The sequence below is a fragment of the Pandoraea vervacti genome (assembly GCF_000934605.2).
GTDB lineage: Bacteria > Pseudomonadota > Gammaproteobacteria > Burkholderiales > Burkholderiaceae > Pandoraea > Pandoraea vervacti.
In genome coordinates this window covers 4,269,578-4,285,869 of sequence record NZ_CP010897.2, presented here as the reverse complement: position 1 = coordinate 4,285,869, position 16,292 = coordinate 4,269,578, and the positions used below count along the sequence as shown (strand labels likewise).

The window sequence follows — 16,292 nt, the reverse complement described above, 5'->3', positions numbered from 1 at the left end:
ACCACCGACATGGACGCCACTGCGCTGCCCCCGCCGTTTCCGCTGACGGCGCTCGTCGCTCAGACATCGTTACGCGACGCGCTGTTGCTCGTTGCGGTCGATCCGTCGATCGGTGGGGTACTCGTGAGCGGCCCGCGCGGGACCGCGAAGTCCACCGCGGCGCGCTCGCTTGCCGATCTGTTGCCCGATTGCCCGTTCGTGACCCTGCCATTGGGTGCGAGCGAGGCGCGTCTGATCGGTGCGCTCGATATCGACGAAGCCCTGCGCGGCGGCGGCGTGAAATTCTCGCCCGGGTTACTGGCGCGAGCGCACCAGGGCGTGTTGTATGTCGATGAGGTCAATCTGCTGGCCGATTCGCTCGTCGACGTGGTGCTCGATGTCGCCGCCAGCGGCGTCAATGTGGTGGAGCGCGATGGCGTATCGCACCGGCACGCGGCGCGCTTCATGCTCGTCGGCACGATGAATCCGGAGGAGGGCGAACTACGCCCGCAGTTACTGGATCGCTTTGGTCTCATGGTGGCGCTGGAGAATTGTTTCGATGCGCAGGTGCGCCAGCAGATCGTCAGGACGCGGCTCGCCTTCGATCTCGATCCGGTGGCCTTTCACGCGCGTCATGAGACGGCGCAGGCGGCGCAGCGTCAGCGCGTTCTCGACGCGCGTGCGGCGCTGGACGCCATCGAGATCGACGACGACGTGCACGATGAGGTCAGCACGCTGTGCATCGAGGCGCAGGTGGACGGCATGCGCGCCGACCTGATCATGCTGCGCGCAGCGCGCGCGCTGGCGGCGCTCGAATCATCGCCAGCGGTGACCCGCGCTCACGTCAGGCACGTGGCCGATCTGGTGTTGCGACATCGGCGGCGCGCCGCACCGCAGGCTGCATCGTCCGAGGGATCGAGCGCAGCATCGACTACCGCACCGACTACAGCATCGACTACAGCATCCACCGCAACATCGCGGCACGATACCGGTCACGAAGGGCGGACAGGGCGTGCGTCTTCGTCCGGTGACGAAACGGACACCACGACGCCTTCCGGCAACGAGGCAGCCGATTGGGGCTACCTGCCGCCGGAGGCAACCGGCACGACTCGCGTGAAGGGCGTCGTCCCGCTGTCGTCAAAAAAACGCTGAGCCATCGGGAGGACGCCTCCGTCGACGTGTTCGGCGGCTCCCGATGGTTCCGCGCGCTTGGCGACGCAGGGCAGCGAAGACGATCCAAACGGCGTGGCGAGACGCGCGAGCCGGGGCATGTCATCGCGTGGGAGGCGACGTTGATGTGCAAAGGTCCCTTGCCTCTCGGCAGGACGCATTTGCGTTACGCCGAAGACAAGGCGCCCGGTGGCGAACTGCATTGCTTCCTGCTCGACGGCTCGGCCTCGATGCTGGGCTGTCTCGCGCAAGCGAAGGGCTGGCTGCTCGATAGCTTCGACCGGCTCGCGCGCGAGCGCGCCGAGGCCGCACTGATTCGCTTTGGCGGAGATCGCACACAGGTGCTGTTTGGGCCTGCGGTGCCGCGCTGGTGGAACGAACGCTGGATCGAACCGATCGGCGGCGGCGGCGGCACGCCGTTGCCTGCCGGTGTGGCGGCCGCAGCGCACGTGCTGGACCGGGCGAAGCGTCGGCAGGCGTCGCAAATTCGCGTGCTCTGGGTACTCACCGACGGGCGCGTGCGCGAGCTTCCGCCGAAGCCCGACGCGGCGGACCGGGTGGTCGTGATCGACTGTGAGCCGCGCCGAGCGGGCCGTATCGCGTTGGGCGGAAGCGAACGTCTCGCGCGTGCGTGGGGGGGCGAGTGCGTGCCTCTGGACGACATCGCGCAGCGGGCGCAATGAGGTACATGTGGGGTATATGCAGCTAGCTGCGGGTGCCCGACGCAATGAACGATTTCTCTCGAGGATCGACCGTATGTCGCTTTCGCTTCAGGCTGGACCGTCCTCCGCACGCTTGCGCAATCGGGTGGGCGGTATGTACGCCTTGCTGGTCGCGTTCAATCTCGGTGCGTGGATCTGGGCGTTCATCGCCTTTCGCGGCGATCCGCTGCTGCTGAGCACCGGCGTGCTGGCGTGGGGCTTCGGCCTGCGGCACGCGGTGGATGCCGATCACATCGCCGCCATCGACAACGTCACGCGCAAGTTGATGCAGGACGGGCAGCGTCCCGTCTCGGTCGGCTTCTTCTTCGCGCTCGGTCACTCCGCCGTGGTCCTGCTCGTTGCGGCGGGGGTGGCGATTGCCGCCGTGGCGCTGCAACATCGCGTCGAGCAATGGCGAGGGGTGGGCGGCGTCATCTCCACGAGCATCTCGGCCACGTTCCTGTTCCTGATTGCCGCGATGAACATCGTCATCCTGCGCGGCGTGTGGCGGGCGTTCGACAAGGTGCGCAACGGCCTGCCGTACAACAACGACGACCTCGACATTCTGCTCAACAATCGCGGTTTCGTCTCGCGCCTGTTCCGCCCGATGTTCCGGCTGGTTTCGCATCCGGTATGGATGCTGCCGCTGGGGTTTCTGTTCGGCCTTGGCTTCGATACGGCAACCGAAGTGAGTCTGCTGGCGCTCTCGGCGAGTCAGGCGGCGCACGGCGTGTCGATCGCCACGGTGCTGGTGTTCCCGGCGCTGTTCGCGGCGGGCATGACGCTGGTCGACACGACCGACGGCATTCTCATGCTCGGGGCGTACGAGTGGGCATTCGTGCGCCCGATTCGCAAGCTCTACTACAACCTGACGATCACGCTGGTATCGGTGCTCGTCGCGGTGCTCATCGGCGGTATCGAGACGCTCGGCATGTTCCAGAGCAAGTTCGACCTCACGGGCGGGTTCTGGGACGTGATCGGAGAACTGAACGAGAACTTCAACAATCTCGGCTTCGTGATTATCGGCGTGTTCATCGTGTCGTGGCTGCTGTCGTTTCTCGTCTACCGGGCCAAGGGATACGACAAGCTCGGTCCTGCCGAGCCGGTCTGATCGGTCGTCGCGATCGTGTCCTTGTGCCCTCGTGCCAGCGCGCCAGCGCGCCTGCGGGCAGCGCCTGGCGCTCCCTGCGCTGCCTTCGTCCCCCAAGGACCGGCCGGGGTGCCGGGGGTTAGCGCCTCAGCGTCCGGGCGCTTCACCGTACCAGCGCGGCGTATAGATCCACTCGCCGTGGGGGCCGCCGTCGATCCCGCGCGTCGTCGACGAGCCGATGATGACCATCGTGCGCATGTCCACCTGCTCGGGACGTAGCTCGCCCAAGGTCGTGTTGGTCAGCGTTGCGCCGGGGCGTCCGATGTCGCGGCCCAGCACGACGCGGGTTTGCGGCGCACGCCACTGCCTGACGATATCGAGCGCTTCGCCAAGTTGCCAAGGTCTCGCCCGAGAGATCGGGTTGTAGAACGCCATGACAAGGTCTGCCTGCGCGGCATGTCGCAGGCGCTCGCAGATGACCCGCCACGGCTTGAGATTGTCGGACAGCGACAGCACGCAGAAGTCGTGGCCCAGTGGCGCGCCCGCCTGTGCTGCCGTCGCCATCGCCGCCGAGATGCCCGGCACGATACGCAGGTCGACTGTTTTCCACGCGGGGTCGTCGCTGCCGTCGAGCGCTTCGAACACGGCGCTCGCCATGGCGAACACCCCCGGATCCCCCGACGAGACGACCACGACCTGCTTGCCTTTGCTCGCCAGCGCGAACGCGTGGCGTGCGCGCGCGAGTTCCTCGCGGTTATCGGTCTCGTGCAACGTCTGGTCGTCGCGGAACGGGCCTGCCATCGCAACGTAAGTGGCATAGCCGAGAATATCGGTGGCTGCGCTCAACGCGGCGCTGGCCTCCGGTACGCGTAATGCGGTGTCACCCGGGCCGAGGCCGATGACGCTCAGCGTGCCGCGTGGCTGACCGATGGTCGTCGGATCGATGGGCGAGGCGGTGCGTGCGAGGGTGACGCCGTGCTCCCCCTGGCGGATATCGACGCCGCTGCCGAGCGTTGTCGTCAGCCAATCGCTCACCTGGGGGAATGCAAACTCGGCAAAACGCAACGGCACGCCGAGCGCATCGGCCATCGTGCGCAGGTCGGCATTGCCCATCAGGGCGCGCGGCGCCATCACGACGGCCAGCGCATGCGCCGAGAGGCCTTGCGCCGCGAGCATGTCCCGCACTTGCGTCGCCTGGTTCTCCCCGGTCCGGGTGATGGCGGCGAGCACGCTGCGCGGATGGATGACCAGCGCGTCGCGATGACCGTCGCCGACGAAGGGCGTGACATGAATCGTGCGCGTGGCATTGTCCGCCTGCGGCAGATCGCAGTCATCGAGCCACGGGGCGTCGCCTTCGATGCGCACCGTCTCTCCGGCCAGCAGGTCCGATACGAAATGCTTGCTCTGTGTCAGGTCGGCGAGCACATAGCCGTCGGGGGGATTCAGAAGACAGGTGCCGAATCGCAGTTCGCCGCTCGTGGTGATCGCAGGTGCGACGCCCAGCGTCCGGGCGATTTGGCGTGCCAATACGTTGACCCCCGCCAGCCCCCCGAGCAACGGCACGACCGCGCTGCCGTCTTCCGCCACGGCAAGTACCGGCGGCTCCGTCCCCTTGTTGTTCAGCACCGGCGCTACGCAACGAATGACGATACCTGCGGCGCACAGGGCGACGATCGGCGTCCCCGCAGCATAGAGCGCCTGAAGATGTTCGCCGAGTTGGGTGAAGCGCACGTCGGCGTCGTTGCCGACACGCGCGGCCAGCCCATGGACGGAGGCCTGCGGCAGGCCCGCCTGAAGGCGTCGCGCGGTGTCGAGCGCACTGCGCCCGAGCACGACGATGGCGGGAGCGTTCAACGTCGGATTCATCCCTGCCATTTCTGCCCCGGCACGACAAGCAGCGAGAAGTAGGGCGACGCGCTCGGATCGACCTGCGCGAGCGGCACGATCCGTTCGTTGGGCATCGTTGCCCGTTCGACGTACAGCGCACGCTCGGAAAGGCCGAGGTCGTCGAGTACGCGACGCACCTTATCGAAATTGCGGCCGAGCTTCATGATGACGGCCGCGTCCGTGTCGGCCAGCTTGCGTCGCAATTCGTCTTCGGGCAGCACGCCGGAGAGGATCGACAGACTCTGATTCCGGTAGACGAGCGGCGTGCCCAGCACGGCTGCCCCGCCGAGCATCGAGCACACGCCCGGCACGACTTCGGCGACGAACCGCTCGGCCAGACGGTCGTGCAGGTACATATACGAACCGTAGAAGAACGGGTCGCCCTCGCAGACGACGGCCACGTCGCGTCCGGCGGCCAGATGCTCGCCGATCAGGGCCGCAGCCGTGTCGTAGAAGTCAGCGATGATCGTCTCGTACGACAGGGGCGGCTCAAGCGCTTCCGTCGTCACCGGATAGACGAGCGGCATACGTGTCTGCGCGTCGCGCAGGTGGTCTTCGATGATGCCGAACGCATTACCCCGTTTTCCCTTTGCCACGAAGTACGCGACAACGGGAGCCGCTTGCAGCAGGCGCAGCGCCTTGAGCGTGAGCAACTCGGGGTCGCCCGGGCCGACGCCGATACCGAAGAGTTTGCCGGTGGTTGACATTATTCGGTCTCCGAAGCCAGAGCGTTGATGGCGGCGGCGGCCATGGCGCTGCCGCCACGGCGGCCCGAGACGATCACATAAGGCACGCCGCGACTGTCGGCGGCGAGCATCGCTTTCGATTCGGCCGCGCCCACGAAGCCGACGGGAAAGCCGAGGATCAGCGCGGGGGGCGGGGCGCCCCGATCGAGCATGTCGAGCAGATGGAACAGCGCGGTCGGCGCATTGCCGATGGCGACGACGCTGCCCGCAAGCATCGGACGCCACAATTCGAGCGCTGCCGCCGAGCGCGTATTGCCCATCGAGCGGGCCAACTCGGGCACGGCGGGGTCGGTGAGCGTGCACACGACCGGATTCGCAGCGGGAAGGCGCGCACGCGTCACGCCGTGGGCGACCATGTTGGCGTCGCACAGAATCGGCGCGCCGGCCGCGAGGGCACGACGCCCGGCGGCGCCTGCGCCGTCGGAGAAGTGCAGGTCGTCGACGATATCGACCATGCCGCATGCGTGGATCACGCGAACGGCGAGCTTTTCCAGGTCGGGGGGGATGCGCGAGAGGTCGGCTTCGGCGCGGATCGTGGCGAACGATTCGCGGTAGATGGCCTGTGCGTCGCGGACGTAATCAATCATGGCTGGGCAATCCGGTCTTGCGAGTTCAGTCGAAGCGCAATCGCTTCGAGGGGCATATCGGTGGCGATGCGCTCGCCGAAGCCGCCGAAGCGTTTGCCAACGCCGTCCCCCGGGCACTCGGTATCGTGCTTGGGAGGCAGGCGAGGCTGACGATGGCCGGGCGTGGGCTGCGCCGTGTCCGGCGCGGTCTGCCGGTACAGGTCGTATCGACCCGGACCGACGGCGAGCAGCGTCCACGGCGCGCAGTGGGCGGCGGCACAGGAGCGCGCGCAGCCGCTCAAGTGGGCCTCCACGCTCTGGTGCAGACGCGCTGCAAGTTCGCGGGCATCGGTCTTGGTGTCGGAGAGCGCTTTGGCGCATCCTGTGGCGCCCGCGCAAGCGATCAGGCGACCCAACGGCGTCTCGGGGCTGCGGATCATGCCGAGCGCATCGAGCGCCTGTTCGAGGGGCCGCACGGCGTGCGTCGGTACGTCGGTGAACATGACGCCCTGCCATGGCGTGATGCGCAACGTGCCCGATGCGTGCGCGTCGGCGAGTCGGGCGAGGGCGCGCAACGTCGTGGCGTCGATGCGCCCGAGCGGGGCTTGTGCGCCGACGTGCCACAAGCCACCGCGGCCACCGCGGCCACCGCTGCCATCGTCGCTACCGTCGCTACCGTCGCTACCGTCGCGCTGGGCCCAGGCGCCGAATCGACGCAGCGCGTCGGCCGGCGTGCGTCGCCACGCGCTCACAGCGGCGTCGCGGTATAACGTCACGCCCGCCATCGCTGCGGCACGCTCGGCCACGCCGCTCGCGCAGTGCACGCGCAACAGATCGCGCATGCGCTTGTCGTCAGCCGTTGCGAGATCGACGAACGTGCACAGCACCGAATGCACGAACGCGGGAATGTCCTCCGCCCGAACTGCGGCGAGTGCGCCGCCGGCGGTCGTGGTCGGATGTCCGGCGAAGCCGAACACGAACTTCGGCTGCGCCGCGCCTGCCGCGCACATCGACGACAGCCAGACGTCGTGCGGATGATCGAGGGCGGCGAGGTGTTCGCCGCCGTCGAGCAGAATCGAGAATTTGGGGGAGAGCGCTGCGAAGCAGGGTTCGTTTTCCAGGCGCGCGAGGATGGCGTCCGCCAGTGTGCGCGTGTCGTAAAGCGCTCCGGCATCGACCCCGGCGGTGGCACTGAGCATGAGGTTGCGCACATCGTCGGCAACGGCAATGCGCCCGAGGTCGTTCTCGCCCGGCATCGCATGCAGCATGCGCGGTCCCAGTCCGTCTTCGAGCAGACGCTGCGTCAGACTCAGGTCCGTCTGCGCGCGTGGTTGCACGCCGCGCAATTGAAGATTGGCCCGGTTCGTCAACTCGATCGTGCCGCTGGCGAAGGCCTCGGCAGCGTCGGCGATGGCAACGGCCTGCGTCGCGCTCAGTTTTCCGCCGGGCAGCTTCACCCGGCACAGCCCGCCGTCGCGGCTGTCCACGATGCGTCCGAGCGCAGGGCAGGCAGAGGGCCGTGGTGAAGGAAAAAAGGCGTGATCCAAGGTTCGATGAATGACGGGAGCGGCCGCGTTCGGTGGCATGTCGACGGTTCTGGCCGTCGAGTTGAGGCGACGCTCGGACCGCACAAGTGACCGACGTGGCGACAATCGCCCCGAGGGGCTTCAGCAAAGCGGTATTATGCCTGCTTTGCGCTTTTCGGCCCCGAATTTGCGGGTCGCGAACAGAGGATCGAGAATGACGAGCGGCGATGCGATGACGCCCTGGCTGACGGTGATCGGCATAGGCGAGGACGGGTTTGCCGGCCTGGGCCGAAAGGCTCGCCGGGCCTTGCTCGACGCGCAGATCGTCACCGGCGCGCCACGCCATCTGTCGATGCTGCCGGCGCGCCTTCGCGCACGGCGCGAACCCTGGCCCAAACCGTTCGATGTCGGGCATGTGGCGAGCTGGCGTGGCAAGCCCGTGTGTGTGCTTGCCAGCGGCGATCCGATGCTGTTCGGCGTGGGCGCGACGCTCGCCCGGCACATTCCTGCCAGCGAGATGCATGTGATCGGCGCGCCGTCGTCGCTCTCGCTCGCCGCTGCACGACTGGGGTGGGCGTTGCAGGACGTGCAGCCGGTCTCGCTGGTGGGCAGGTCGCTGGCCACGTTGAACGCGCATCTGCACGACGGCGCGAGACTGCTGGTGCTGAGCCGCGATGGCGCGTCGCCGGCGGAGGTTGCCGCCACGCTGTGCGCCAATGGTTTCGGCCAAACTCTCATGAGCGTATTCGAGTCGCTGGGCGGCACTCGCGAGCGTCGCATCGATGCCACGGCGCAGCAGTGGGGCGCGCAGCAGGTCGAAGCCCTCAACCTCATTGCCCTGACGTGCCGGGTCGATGCCGACGCGCGGGCGCTTCCGCTAAGCGCCGGGTTGCCCGACGACGCTTTTCTCAACGACGGCCAACTCACCAAGCGCGATGTGCGCGCGATCACCCTGTCGCGGTTGGCGCCGCATCCGGGCGCGCTGTTGTGGGATGTGGGCGCCGGGTGCGGTTCCATCGGTATCGAATGGATGCGCTCGCACCCGACGTGCCGGGCGATCGCCATCGAATCGTCGCCCGCACGTCAGGCATTCATTGGCCACAATCGCGACGCGCTGGGCGTGCCCGGGCTGGAACTGGTCGCGGGGCGCGCACCCGACGCCCTGCAAGGGCTGGCTGCGCCGGATGCCATCTTCATTGGCGGCGGCGTCACGGTGCCCGGCGTGCTCGATGCCTGCTGGTCGAGCCTGCGTCCCGGCGGGCGGCTCGTCGCGAACGCCGTGACGTTGCAAAGCGAAGCGGTGCTGGTTGCGTGGCGCGAGCGCCACGGCGGCACGCTCACGCGTCTGGCCATCAGCGAAGTTCAGCCGCTCGGCGGTTTCGACACGTGGCGTGCGGCATTGCCGATCACGCTGTGGGAAGTGACCCGAGCGCGAGTCTCCGACAGCGGAGCCACGTCGTGATGCGCGTTCTGCTCCTTGGCGGGACGGGAGACGCCCTGAAGATCGCTCGCCGTCTCGGTCAGTACGACGTCTACAGTTTGGCGGGCCTCGGCCGGGTGCCCGACGATCTGCCGTGCCGCGTGCGCGTTGGCGGCTTCGGCGGCGCCGAGGGGCTCGCGCGCTATCTCGAATCGGAAAGCATCGACTTGCTCATCGATGCCACGCACCCCTACGCCGCGCGGATGAGTGCGAACGCCGCTGCCGCCGGGCGACAGGTCGGCGTGACGGTGTGGTCGCTGTGGCGCGAGCCGTGGCAGCCCCGAGAGGGCGACGACTGGCGGTTCGTGCCGGACTGGCCTGCACTGTGCGAGGCGCTGGCAGGATTTTCTCGTCCGCTGTTCACCCTGGGACGAGCGCCGCTAAGCCATCTCGACGCGATTCCCTCGCATCAGCGCTGGGTGGTGCGCTGCCTTGACGATCATCCGGGCAACGCGCAGGCGACGGTGATCGGCGCGCGCGGTCCTTTTACCCATGAGAGCGAGCGCGCGTTATTTGTCCGGCACGACATCGACGTCGTCGTGAGCAAGCACAGTGGCGGCGCGGCAACAGAAGCCAAACTCGATGTCGCCCGTGAGCACGGTCTGCCGGTCGTGATGCTTGCGCGTCCGGCGGCGATCGAGACGGACCGCACGTTCGCGTGTGGCGCAACCTTGCTGGCGGCGCTCGACGCCTTGCGCGACACCGCGAGCGCGCATCACATTCAGACCGCCTCACGAAGGAACGAAGCATGACGGTTTATTTCATTGGCGCCGGGCCCGGCGACCCCGAACTGATTACGGTGAAGGGACAGCGTCTGGTCCGAAGCTGTCCGGTGATTCTTTACGCAGGCTCGCTGGTGCCTCAGGCGGTGCTCGCGGGCCATACCGCCGGGCAGGTCGTCAACACGGCGGACCTCGATCTCGACACCATCGTCGCGTTGCTGGCCCAGGCGCATGCGAAGGGGCAGGACGTTGCCCGCGTGCATTCCGGCGATCCGTCGCTGTACGGCGCCATCGGCGAGCAGATCCGGCGCCTGCGGGCGCTGGACATTCCCTACGAGATCGTGCCGGGAGTCACCGCCACGGCGGCCTGCGCCGCGACGCTCGGTTGCGAACTGACCCTGCCGGGCATTTCGCAGACGCTGATTCTCACGCGATACGCGACCCGGACATCGATGCCGGAAGGCGAAGCGCTGGGCGAACTGGCGCGACACGGCGCGACCATGGCGATTCATCTGGGCGTGCGGCACCTCGCGCGCATCGTTGCCGAGCTCCGGCCGCATTACGGCGACGATTGCCCGATCGCGGTCGTGTACCGCGCCAGCTGGCCGGACGAGACACGCGTGACCGGCACGCTGGCGGACATCGAAGCGAAGGTCGGGCAGACCGGTATCGAGCGCACGGCGCTGATTCTGGTGGGGCACGTGCTGGCAGCGGATGGTTTCGCCGACTCGTCGTTGTACGCGACGGCGCGGCATCTGGAGATCGGGCGATGAAGAAGATTCTGATCATTGGCATCGGGGCAGGCAACCCCGATTATTTGACCGTTCAGGCGATCGATGCGCTGAACCGCGCCGATGTGTTCTTCGTGATGGACAAGGGCGCGGCCAAGGAGAAGCTCGTCGCGCTGCGCAAGCACATCATCGAGCGGTTCGTGAAAGGTCGTGACTATCGCATCGTGGAGGCGGCGAGTCCGGAGCGCCGACGCGATGCATCGGACGACGACTACCGGGTGGCCGTCGACGAGTTGAACCGCGACAAGCAGCAGATCTTCGCGCGCCTGATTTCGGAATCGATGCGCGACGGCGAAGTCGGGGCGTTTCTGGTGTGGGGCGATCCGTCGTTGTACGACAGCACGATCCGGATTCTGGAGGCGATTCGTGCGCAGGGCGGCCACACGTTCGAGTTCGACGTCATTCCGGGGATCAGCAGCGTGCAGGCGCTCGCGGCGCAGCATCGCATTCCGCTCAATCAGATCGGCAAGTCCATCGAGATCACCAACGGTCGTGGCATCGTCGACGGCTTCCCGCAGGGAGTCGACACCGTCGTGGTGATGCTGGACGCGAAGCACGCGTACAAGCACCTCGCGCACGAAGACCTGGACATCTTCTGGGGCGCCTATGTTGGCACCCCGGACGAGATTCTCATCGCCGGGCCGCTGCGCGAAGTGATGGACGAAATCGAACGGGTGCGCGATGAAGCGCGCCGCACGCACGGCTGGATCATGGATACCTATTTGCTGCGTCGGCGCTAGAATCTCGCAGCCCCGCCGCCCATTTTCCCATCCATGCATTCCGGTCCTCGCGACGTTCTCAGTCAGATCCTCGGCGCATGCAAAGCCGAGCGTGCCGTGACGGCGAGCTTCCGGTTGCTTGCCCCATGGGCGTTGCACTCGTCGGGCACCGAAGGCGCATTGATCCGGATGTGCACGGGGCAGGGGTATTGGATTCGCGTCGACGGAGGGCAAGCGATGCAGATCGGACCGCGCGACATCGTCATGTTGCCGCGGGGAACGCCCCATACCGTGTCGTCGATGCCTTCGCCGAAGGCACACGATGTCGTGCCCTTTGCCGACGTGCTCAAGACCCACATGGTCGGACGCCATGGCGATCACCCCATTGCACTGACGTACGGGAGCGGGGCTGCCGATGCCGTTGCGACCCAGCTCTATTCGCTTCATCTATGGATGCCCGCGCTCGATGTTGCCAGCGTCCAGGCGGATTTGCCGTCGCTGATCGTGCTGCGTGGCGACGAGCATGCGTTGGCGCACACGCTCGCCGTCACGATGGAACTGCTCGTGCAGGACTCGCTGGCCCAGCGCCCCGGCTGGCAACTGTCGGCCGCACGTATGGGCGATCTTCTGCTGGTGCGCATTCTGGGCGAGCACCTGCGCACGGGCGCGCACACGACAGGGCCGAACGGGACGCCCGGCACGCTCGGAGCGCTCGACGATCCTGGCATCGCCCGGGCCATCGCCGCCATGCACGAGGCGCCTCAACGCGACTGGACCCTTCCCGAGCTGGCCGCCGTCGCTTATCTCTCCCGCACCGTGTTTGCCGAGCGCTTTCGCGCATTGATCGGCGTGCCGCCGATGCAGTATCTGAGCGCCTACCGGATGAATGTCGCGGCAGAGCGTCTGCGTCAGCCGCGAGTGCGCATTGGCGATGTGGCCGAAGCCGTCGGCTACGCCTCGGAAAAAGCCTTCGCCCGCGCGTTTGCGCGTTGGATCGGTGTGTCGCCGACGCAGTATCAGCGCGACGGCAACGGCGGTTGATGCCAGGCTACCCGCTGTGTTCCTCCGCGTGCGCCGGACGCCCCTGACGATCCGGACGATCCGGACGATCCGGACGATCGGTGCCCGAATCCGGCGTCCCGGAGGTTGAGCGCACCGCCCCCGAAGCCAATAATCCCGTCCATACGACGCCGGTATGGCGATAAGCCGTGGGTATCGGGCCTCAGGCGACAGGCAAAGGGAGGGAGCATGAAGCAGGGAAATCAGGGAAGGCGCGTGCTGATCGTCGGCGGCGGGATTGCGGGATGTGCGGCGGCCATTGCGCTGGCGCAGACGGGCGCGCGGGTCACATTGGTGGAGGCGCAACCCGAGTGGAAATTCCAGAGCTCGGGCATCTTCATCTACAGCAATGGCCTCGCGGCGCTGTCCGATCTCGGCGTGCTGCCCGAGATTTTGTCCGGCGGCTTCGCCATTGCCGACGGTCGCAATACTTATCTCGATCAGGATGGCGAGCCCATCGTCGAGACCTTCTATCCGTCGCAATATCCCGGCATTGCCCCCATTGTCGGCATTCGCCGTGCGCAGATGCATCGCGTGCTGGCAGCACGAATCGCGGCGCTGAGCGTCGATATCCGGTTGAATACGACCACGGTGTCCATCGACCAAAGTGCGCCCCACGCAGTAACGGTTGTGCTGTCCGACGGCACGATGGATTCCTACGACCTCGTCGTGGGCGCCGACGGTATCCGTTCGGAGATTCGTCGCCTCGTCGCGGGACCCATCGCACCGGCTTACACCGGGCTTGGCGTGTGGCGCAGCGTGCATCCGCGCCCAAGGGACCTTACCGCGAAAATCATGATGATGGGCATCGGGAAGCGCCTTGGCATCATGCCGATCAGCGACGACCGCCTGTACCTGTTCGGGACGATCGCGGAACCGCACGACGCCTGGTATGCGCGCGCCGAGTGGCCCGCGCTGATGCAAGCGCGCTTCGCCGAGTTCGGCGGCCCGGCGCGGCAGTTCCTCGACACGCTCTCTTGCGAGTCCGAGGTGCTTTACACGGGCGTCGAGGAAGTTGCCACACCGTTACCCTGGCATCGGGGCCGCGTGGTCATCATCGGCGACGCGGCACATGCGTCTACCCCGTTCATGGGACAGGGCGGCGCCATGGCGCTGGAAGACGCCGTGCTGCTCGCTCGAATGCTGGCGTGCAACGACGCCGTCGAACCCACCTTGCAGGCATTCGGTGAAGCGCGTTATCCCTTGTGCAAGTTCGTGCAGGACGTCTCGCGCGCCGTGGGCGAAGCGGGTGCGCAGGAGCATGCGGGCACATCGAGCGCGCGCCGCGATGCCATGCGACGCGAGGCGCAACACAAGGTCGACAGCTTCTATGCGCAGATGGAGGCGCTGCGCCGTTCGCCCGTTGCCGGGAAATGACGCTCATCGGCGTTTGCCGGTGCGCGTCAGGACGTTGCACGGCTCGCGCCTGAGCGCCTTGCCGTATCATGGTCGCCTCTTTCGCGGAAGTGACCTGAAATGCAAGTGCTTGTCGATGCGGACGCCTGCCCCGGCGTGATCAAGGAAATCCTGTTTCGCGCGGCCAATCGTGAGCAGATGCCGGTGACGTTGGTGGCCAATCAGTTTTTGCGCACGCCGCCGTCGCCGTTCATCAAGGCGATTCAGGTGCCCTCCGGCTTCGATGTCGCGGATGCGCGCATCGTCGAGATGGTCGGGGCAGGGGATCTGGTGATTACGGGGGATATTCCGCTCGCCGCCGCCGTCATCGAGAAGGGCGGCAAAGCGCTCGATCCGCGCGGGAGTTGGTTCACGCCGGAGAACATCAAGGAACGCCTGTCGGTGCGGGACATGATGGACCAGTTGCGCAATGCCGGCATCGAAACCGGGGGGCCCGCACCGTTCAGCCAGCGCGACGGCAAAGCGTTTGCCGGAGAACTGGATCGCTTTCTGGCGCGCCAGCGCAAGATGCCACGTTGATCGATTGAGCGATGTATCAGTCGGGGGCCACGCGAAGACGCCTCAGGCAGTGCGCCGAGCCGGCGCTTGCGCATCCGCCTGGCCTTTGATCCGCTCGCGCAACGCTTCGAGCATCGCGACGATATCGCTGGGCAATCGTCGCTCGCGGGCAATATCGACGCAATCGCGCCCACGATCGTCGACAATCGACGGATCGGCGCCGGCATCGATCAACAGACGCAGGGTTGCCAGTCGTTGCAGACGTGCCGCGTAGAAGATCGGCGTCTCGCCATGCGCGCGCAGATTCAGCGTGGGCGTGAATTCGAGAAGGGCGCGGCACATCGCGTCGTCGTCGCGCCAGACCGCGGCCCACAGGGAATGACTCGGATTGGCGCCGCGACGCAGCAAAAACTCCACCAGCGGACGATTCTCGCCGCGCGCGACCGCGTACCAGAGCGGTGTCGCCTGAACGTCGCCCGCGTCCCCGTCCATCGGGACGGCCTGCTCAAGCAGGGCGCCGGCTTCGAGCAACGTCTCCACCGTCTTCAGACCGTTCGGTTCGAGCAGACCGCCGGTCTCCGACGGGCGCACCGAGCAGGCCAGATGCAGCGCCGTGCGGTGTTTCGGATCGGTCGCGGCAATCAGGTCGGGGACATCTCCCAATATTGCGGCGACGGTGCCGCAATCCCACTTCTTTGCTGCATTGAACAACGCGGTTTTCGAGGGTTTTGCCATCACGGCCTCTCCATGCCGACGTCTTGCCGCACCCGGCGCCACAAGACGTGAGGCGCGTTGCGCAAATGCCGTCGTGAATCTATCCCGGTCACGTGGGCATTCGACAATCGGCATGCCTGACGGTTCGCATCGCTGGCGAGGTCGCGTCGTGACATGGCCGCCCGTTCGTCGATGCGACGCGTTCGCGTTACAACGCTGTCAGGCCTGTTCGGTGCTGGCGCGCAGGAGTTCGGCGAAACGCGCTTCGCACCAGCGCATGACGTCGTTCGGCTCGCGCCCGAAGCGCCATAACATCCGCACCGGGAGCTGGGGGAGTCCGAGGTCGTCGCAGCGCAGTTCGTGAAGATCTTCGTATTCCGCAATGTCGATGGGCAACACGGCCCAGCCGAGCTTGTCGACGACCATGCTGGCAATCACGTAAGAACTGTCCGCGCGCCAGATCGAGGGACTGAGTTGCAGTGGCGTGATGTCGTCCATTTGCAACAGAATCTGGCGATATTTGGCAAGGTCGCCCCGGGTGACCTGATCGCGGTAGGCCAGCGGATGGTCGCCTGCCACGAACACGCCCTGCACGGCAGCGCCGACGTACTTGTGACCCAGGGCCGACGAGATCGCGCCGCGGTCCACGTGAAAACCGATGTCGGCGCGCTGCTTCTCCACGTACTCGGCGACTTCCGTCGAGGTGCCGTTGAGCAGCGTGAGTTCGAGGTAAGCGAACTGGTAGGCGAGGTCTCGCACCAGTTCGCTCACGGCCTGATAGGGCAGCGCCTCGTCCAGCGCCAGCGACAATTGCGGCTGCTCGCCGAACGCCAGCGCATTGGCCCGGTGGTTCAGTCCTTCCGCCTGACGAAGCAACTCCTTGGCTTCGAGCAACATGACCTCGCCCTGGTCGGTCAGGCGTGCATTGCGCCGGCTGCGATCAAATAGTTCAAATCCCAAATCGGCTTCCAGCAAGGCGATCGCCGTGCTCACCGCCGACTGCGCTTTGCCCAGCCGGCGGGCGGCAGCAGATATCGAACCCTCTTCCGCGGCCGCCACAAAGTAGCGCAATTGTTCAATTGTCCAGTTCATTCATCCATTTTATAGATAGGTTCCAACTTTTTCTAACATGATTTTCGCGGCAGAATCGCGCTTCTCCAATCTAAAACGCCAGATTGAAACGCCAACATAGGCGAGGCGGCAGACGACCGGATCTCCCGGTCCGGTG

The 16,292-nt window shown here is 66.4% G+C and carries 16 protein-coding genes; 10 read left to right on the top strand and 6 right to left on the bottom strand.

Translation table 11 applies throughout. The features are described 5' to 3' along the window. Positions 1 to 9: 9 nt before the first annotated feature. The 3 genes from UC34_RS18600 to UC34_RS18590 all read left to right on the top strand — a co-directional run bounded on the left by UC34_RS18600 (position 10) and on the right by UC34_RS18590 (position 2,961). Entirely contained in the window at positions 10 to 1,131 is a 1,122-nt protein-coding gene (locus UC34_RS18600; RefSeq protein ID WP_044456730.1) for a magnesium chelatase ATPase subunit I, read from the top strand. 143 nt (positions 1,132 to 1,274) lie between these two features. Then, on the top strand, positions 1,275 to 1,832 hold the full coding sequence (locus UC34_RS18595) for a vWA domain-containing protein (RefSeq protein ID WP_044456729.1): 558 nt from the start codon (positions 1,275 to 1,277) through the stop codon (positions 1,830 to 1,832). Positions 1,833 to 1,905: 73 nt separating this feature from the next. Beyond that, the gene (locus UC34_RS18590) at positions 1,906 to 2,961 is read left to right on the top strand and encodes a HoxN/HupN/NixA family nickel/cobalt transporter (protein WP_044456728.1); all 1,056 of its coding nucleotides are present in this window, start codon (positions 1,906 to 1,908) and stop codon (positions 2,959 to 2,961) included. 126 nt (positions 2,962 to 3,087) lie between these two features. Here the strand turns inward: UC34_RS18590 and cobJ are convergent, their stop codons facing one another. From cobJ to UC34_RS18570, 4 genes are read right to left on the bottom strand one after another with little or no spacing between them, the layout of a single operon-like run. Next, entirely contained in the window at positions 3,088 to 4,815 is a 1,728-nt protein-coding gene (gene cobJ / locus UC34_RS18585) for a precorrin-3B C(17)-methyltransferase (protein WP_044456727.1), read from the bottom strand. After that, positions 4,803 to 5,534 carry a precorrin-2 C(20)-methyltransferase gene (locus tag UC34_RS18580; protein WP_044456726.1) on the bottom strand — a complete coding sequence of 244 codons (732 nt, stop codon included), beginning with the start codon at positions 5,532 to 5,534 and terminating at the stop codon, positions 4,803 to 4,805. The genes cobJ and UC34_RS18580 overlap by 13 nt, the downstream gene beginning before the upstream one ends. Then, positions 5,534 to 6,160: a precorrin-8X methylmutase gene (locus UC34_RS18575; RefSeq protein WP_044456725.1), complete on the bottom strand. Its 627-nt coding sequence runs from the start codon at positions 6,158 to 6,160 to the stop codon at positions 5,534 to 5,536. Before UC34_RS18575 ends, UC34_RS18580 begins: the two co-directional genes overlap by 1 nt. Beyond that, on the bottom strand, positions 6,157 to 7,626 hold the full coding sequence (locus UC34_RS18570; RefSeq protein WP_237165151.1) for a precorrin-3B synthase: 1,470 nt from the start codon (positions 7,624 to 7,626) through the stop codon (positions 6,157 to 6,159). The genes UC34_RS18575 and UC34_RS18570 overlap by 4 nt, the downstream gene beginning before the upstream one ends. A gap of 271 nt (positions 7,627 to 7,897) precedes the next feature. On the opposite strand from UC34_RS18570, the gene UC34_RS25910 reads away from it, so the two are divergent. The 7 genes from UC34_RS25910 to UC34_RS18535 all read left to right on the top strand — a co-directional run bounded on the left by UC34_RS25910 (position 7,898) and on the right by UC34_RS18535 (position 14,371). After that, the gene (locus UC34_RS25910; protein ID WP_044458387.1) at positions 7,898 to 9,127 is read left to right on the top strand and encodes a bifunctional cobalt-precorrin-7 (C(5))-methyltransferase/cobalt-precorrin-6B (C(15))-methyltransferase; all 1,230 of its coding nucleotides are present in this window, start codon (positions 7,898 to 7,900) and stop codon (positions 9,125 to 9,127) included. Continuing rightward, positions 9,127 to 9,897: a cobalt-precorrin-6A reductase gene (locus UC34_RS25905; RefSeq protein WP_044456724.1), complete on the top strand. Its 771-nt coding sequence runs from the start codon at positions 9,127 to 9,129 to the stop codon at positions 9,895 to 9,897. The genes UC34_RS25910 and UC34_RS25905 overlap by 1 nt, the downstream gene beginning before the upstream one ends. After that, the gene (gene cobM / locus UC34_RS18555) at positions 9,894 to 10,640 is read left to right on the top strand and encodes a precorrin-4 C(11)-methyltransferase (RefSeq protein WP_044456723.1); all 747 of its coding nucleotides are present in this window, start codon (positions 9,894 to 9,896) and stop codon (positions 10,638 to 10,640) included. Before UC34_RS25905 ends, cobM begins: the two co-directional genes overlap by 4 nt. Beyond that, positions 10,637 to 11,398: a precorrin-6A synthase (deacetylating) gene (cobF, locus tag UC34_RS18550; RefSeq protein ID WP_044456722.1), complete on the top strand. Its 762-nt coding sequence runs from the start codon at positions 10,637 to 10,639 to the stop codon at positions 11,396 to 11,398. Before cobM ends, cobF begins: the two co-directional genes overlap by 4 nt. Positions 11,399 to 11,431: 33 nt before the next feature. Continuing rightward, on the top strand, positions 11,432 to 12,418 hold the full coding sequence (locus UC34_RS18545; RefSeq protein WP_044456721.1) for an AraC family transcriptional regulator: 987 nt from the start codon (positions 11,432 to 11,434) through the stop codon (positions 12,416 to 12,418). A gap of 207 nt (positions 12,419 to 12,625) precedes the next feature. Further along, positions 12,626 to 13,813, top strand: coding sequence for an FAD-dependent oxidoreductase (locus UC34_RS18540; RefSeq protein ID WP_044456720.1), 1,188 nt, complete (start codon positions 12,626 to 12,628; stop codon positions 13,811 to 13,813). Positions 13,814 to 13,912: 99 nt separating this feature from the next. Further along, on the top strand, positions 13,913 to 14,371 hold the full coding sequence (locus UC34_RS18535; RefSeq protein ID WP_044456719.1) for a YaiI/YqxD family protein: 459 nt from the start codon (positions 13,913 to 13,915) through the stop codon (positions 14,369 to 14,371). Positions 14,372 to 14,413: 42 nt separating this feature from the next. Here UC34_RS18535 and UC34_RS18530 read toward each other — a convergent pair whose 3' ends face one another. Both UC34_RS18530 and UC34_RS18525 read right to left on the bottom strand, forming a co-directional pair. Beyond that, complete coding sequence (locus UC34_RS18530) at positions 14,414 to 15,199, bottom strand: ankyrin repeat domain-containing protein (RefSeq protein ID WP_084070804.1); 786 nt, start codon at positions 15,197 to 15,199, stop codon at positions 14,414 to 14,416. Between the two features lie 84 nt (positions 15,200 to 15,283). Next, complete coding sequence (locus UC34_RS18525) at positions 15,284 to 16,156, bottom strand: LysR family transcriptional regulator (protein WP_044456717.1); 873 nt, start codon at positions 16,154 to 16,156, stop codon at positions 15,284 to 15,286. Positions 16,157 to 16,292: the final 136 nt, after the last annotated feature.

Excerpts from the sequence above, each read along its gene's own strand:
- UC34_RS18600 (WP_044456730.1), top strand. The coding sequence starts at position 10 with ATGGACGCCACTGCGCTGCCCCCGCCGTTTCCGCTGACGGCGCTCGTC.
- UC34_RS18595 (WP_044456729.1), top strand. The coding sequence starts at position 1,275 with ATGTGCAAAGGTCCCTTGCCTCTCGGCAGGACGCATTTGCGTTACGCC.
- UC34_RS18590 (WP_044456728.1), top strand. The coding sequence starts at position 1,906 with ATGTCGCTTTCGCTTCAGGCTGGACCGTCCTCCGCACGCTTGCGCAAT.
- cobJ (WP_044456727.1), bottom strand. The coding sequence starts at position 4,815 with ATGGCAGGGATGAATCCGACGTTGAACGCTCCCGCCATCGTCGTGCTC.
- UC34_RS18580 (WP_044456726.1), bottom strand. The coding sequence starts at position 5,534 with ATGTCAACCACCGGCAAACTCTTCGGTATCGGCGTCGGCCCGGGCGAC.
- UC34_RS18575 (WP_044456725.1), bottom strand. The coding sequence starts at position 6,160 with ATGATTGATTACGTCCGCGACGCACAGGCCATCTACCGCGAATCGTTC.
- UC34_RS25910 (WP_044458387.1), top strand. The coding sequence starts at position 7,898 with ATGACGCCCTGGCTGACGGTGATCGGCATAGGCGAGGACGGGTTTGCC.
- UC34_RS25905 (WP_044456724.1), top strand. The coding sequence starts at position 9,127 with ATGCGCGTTCTGCTCCTTGGCGGGACGGGAGACGCCCTGAAGATCGCT.
- cobM (WP_044456723.1), top strand. The coding sequence starts at position 9,894 with ATGACGGTTTATTTCATTGGCGCCGGGCCCGGCGACCCCGAACTGATT.
- cobF (WP_044456722.1), top strand. The coding sequence starts at position 10,637 with ATGAAGAAGATTCTGATCATTGGCATCGGGGCAGGCAACCCCGATTAT.
- UC34_RS18545 (WP_044456721.1), top strand. The coding sequence starts at position 11,432 with ATGCATTCCGGTCCTCGCGACGTTCTCAGTCAGATCCTCGGCGCATGC.
- UC34_RS18540 (WP_044456720.1), top strand. The coding sequence starts at position 12,626 with ATGAAGCAGGGAAATCAGGGAAGGCGCGTGCTGATCGTCGGCGGCGGG.
- UC34_RS18535 (WP_044456719.1), top strand. The coding sequence starts at position 13,913 with ATGCAAGTGCTTGTCGATGCGGACGCCTGCCCCGGCGTGATCAAGGAA.
- UC34_RS18530 (WP_084070804.1), bottom strand. The coding sequence starts at position 15,199 with ATGCCGATTGTCGAATGCCCACGTGACCGGGATAGATTCACGACGGCA.
- UC34_RS18525 (WP_044456717.1), bottom strand. The coding sequence starts at position 16,156 with ATGAACTGGACAATTGAACAATTGCGCTACTTTGTGGCGGCCGCGGAA.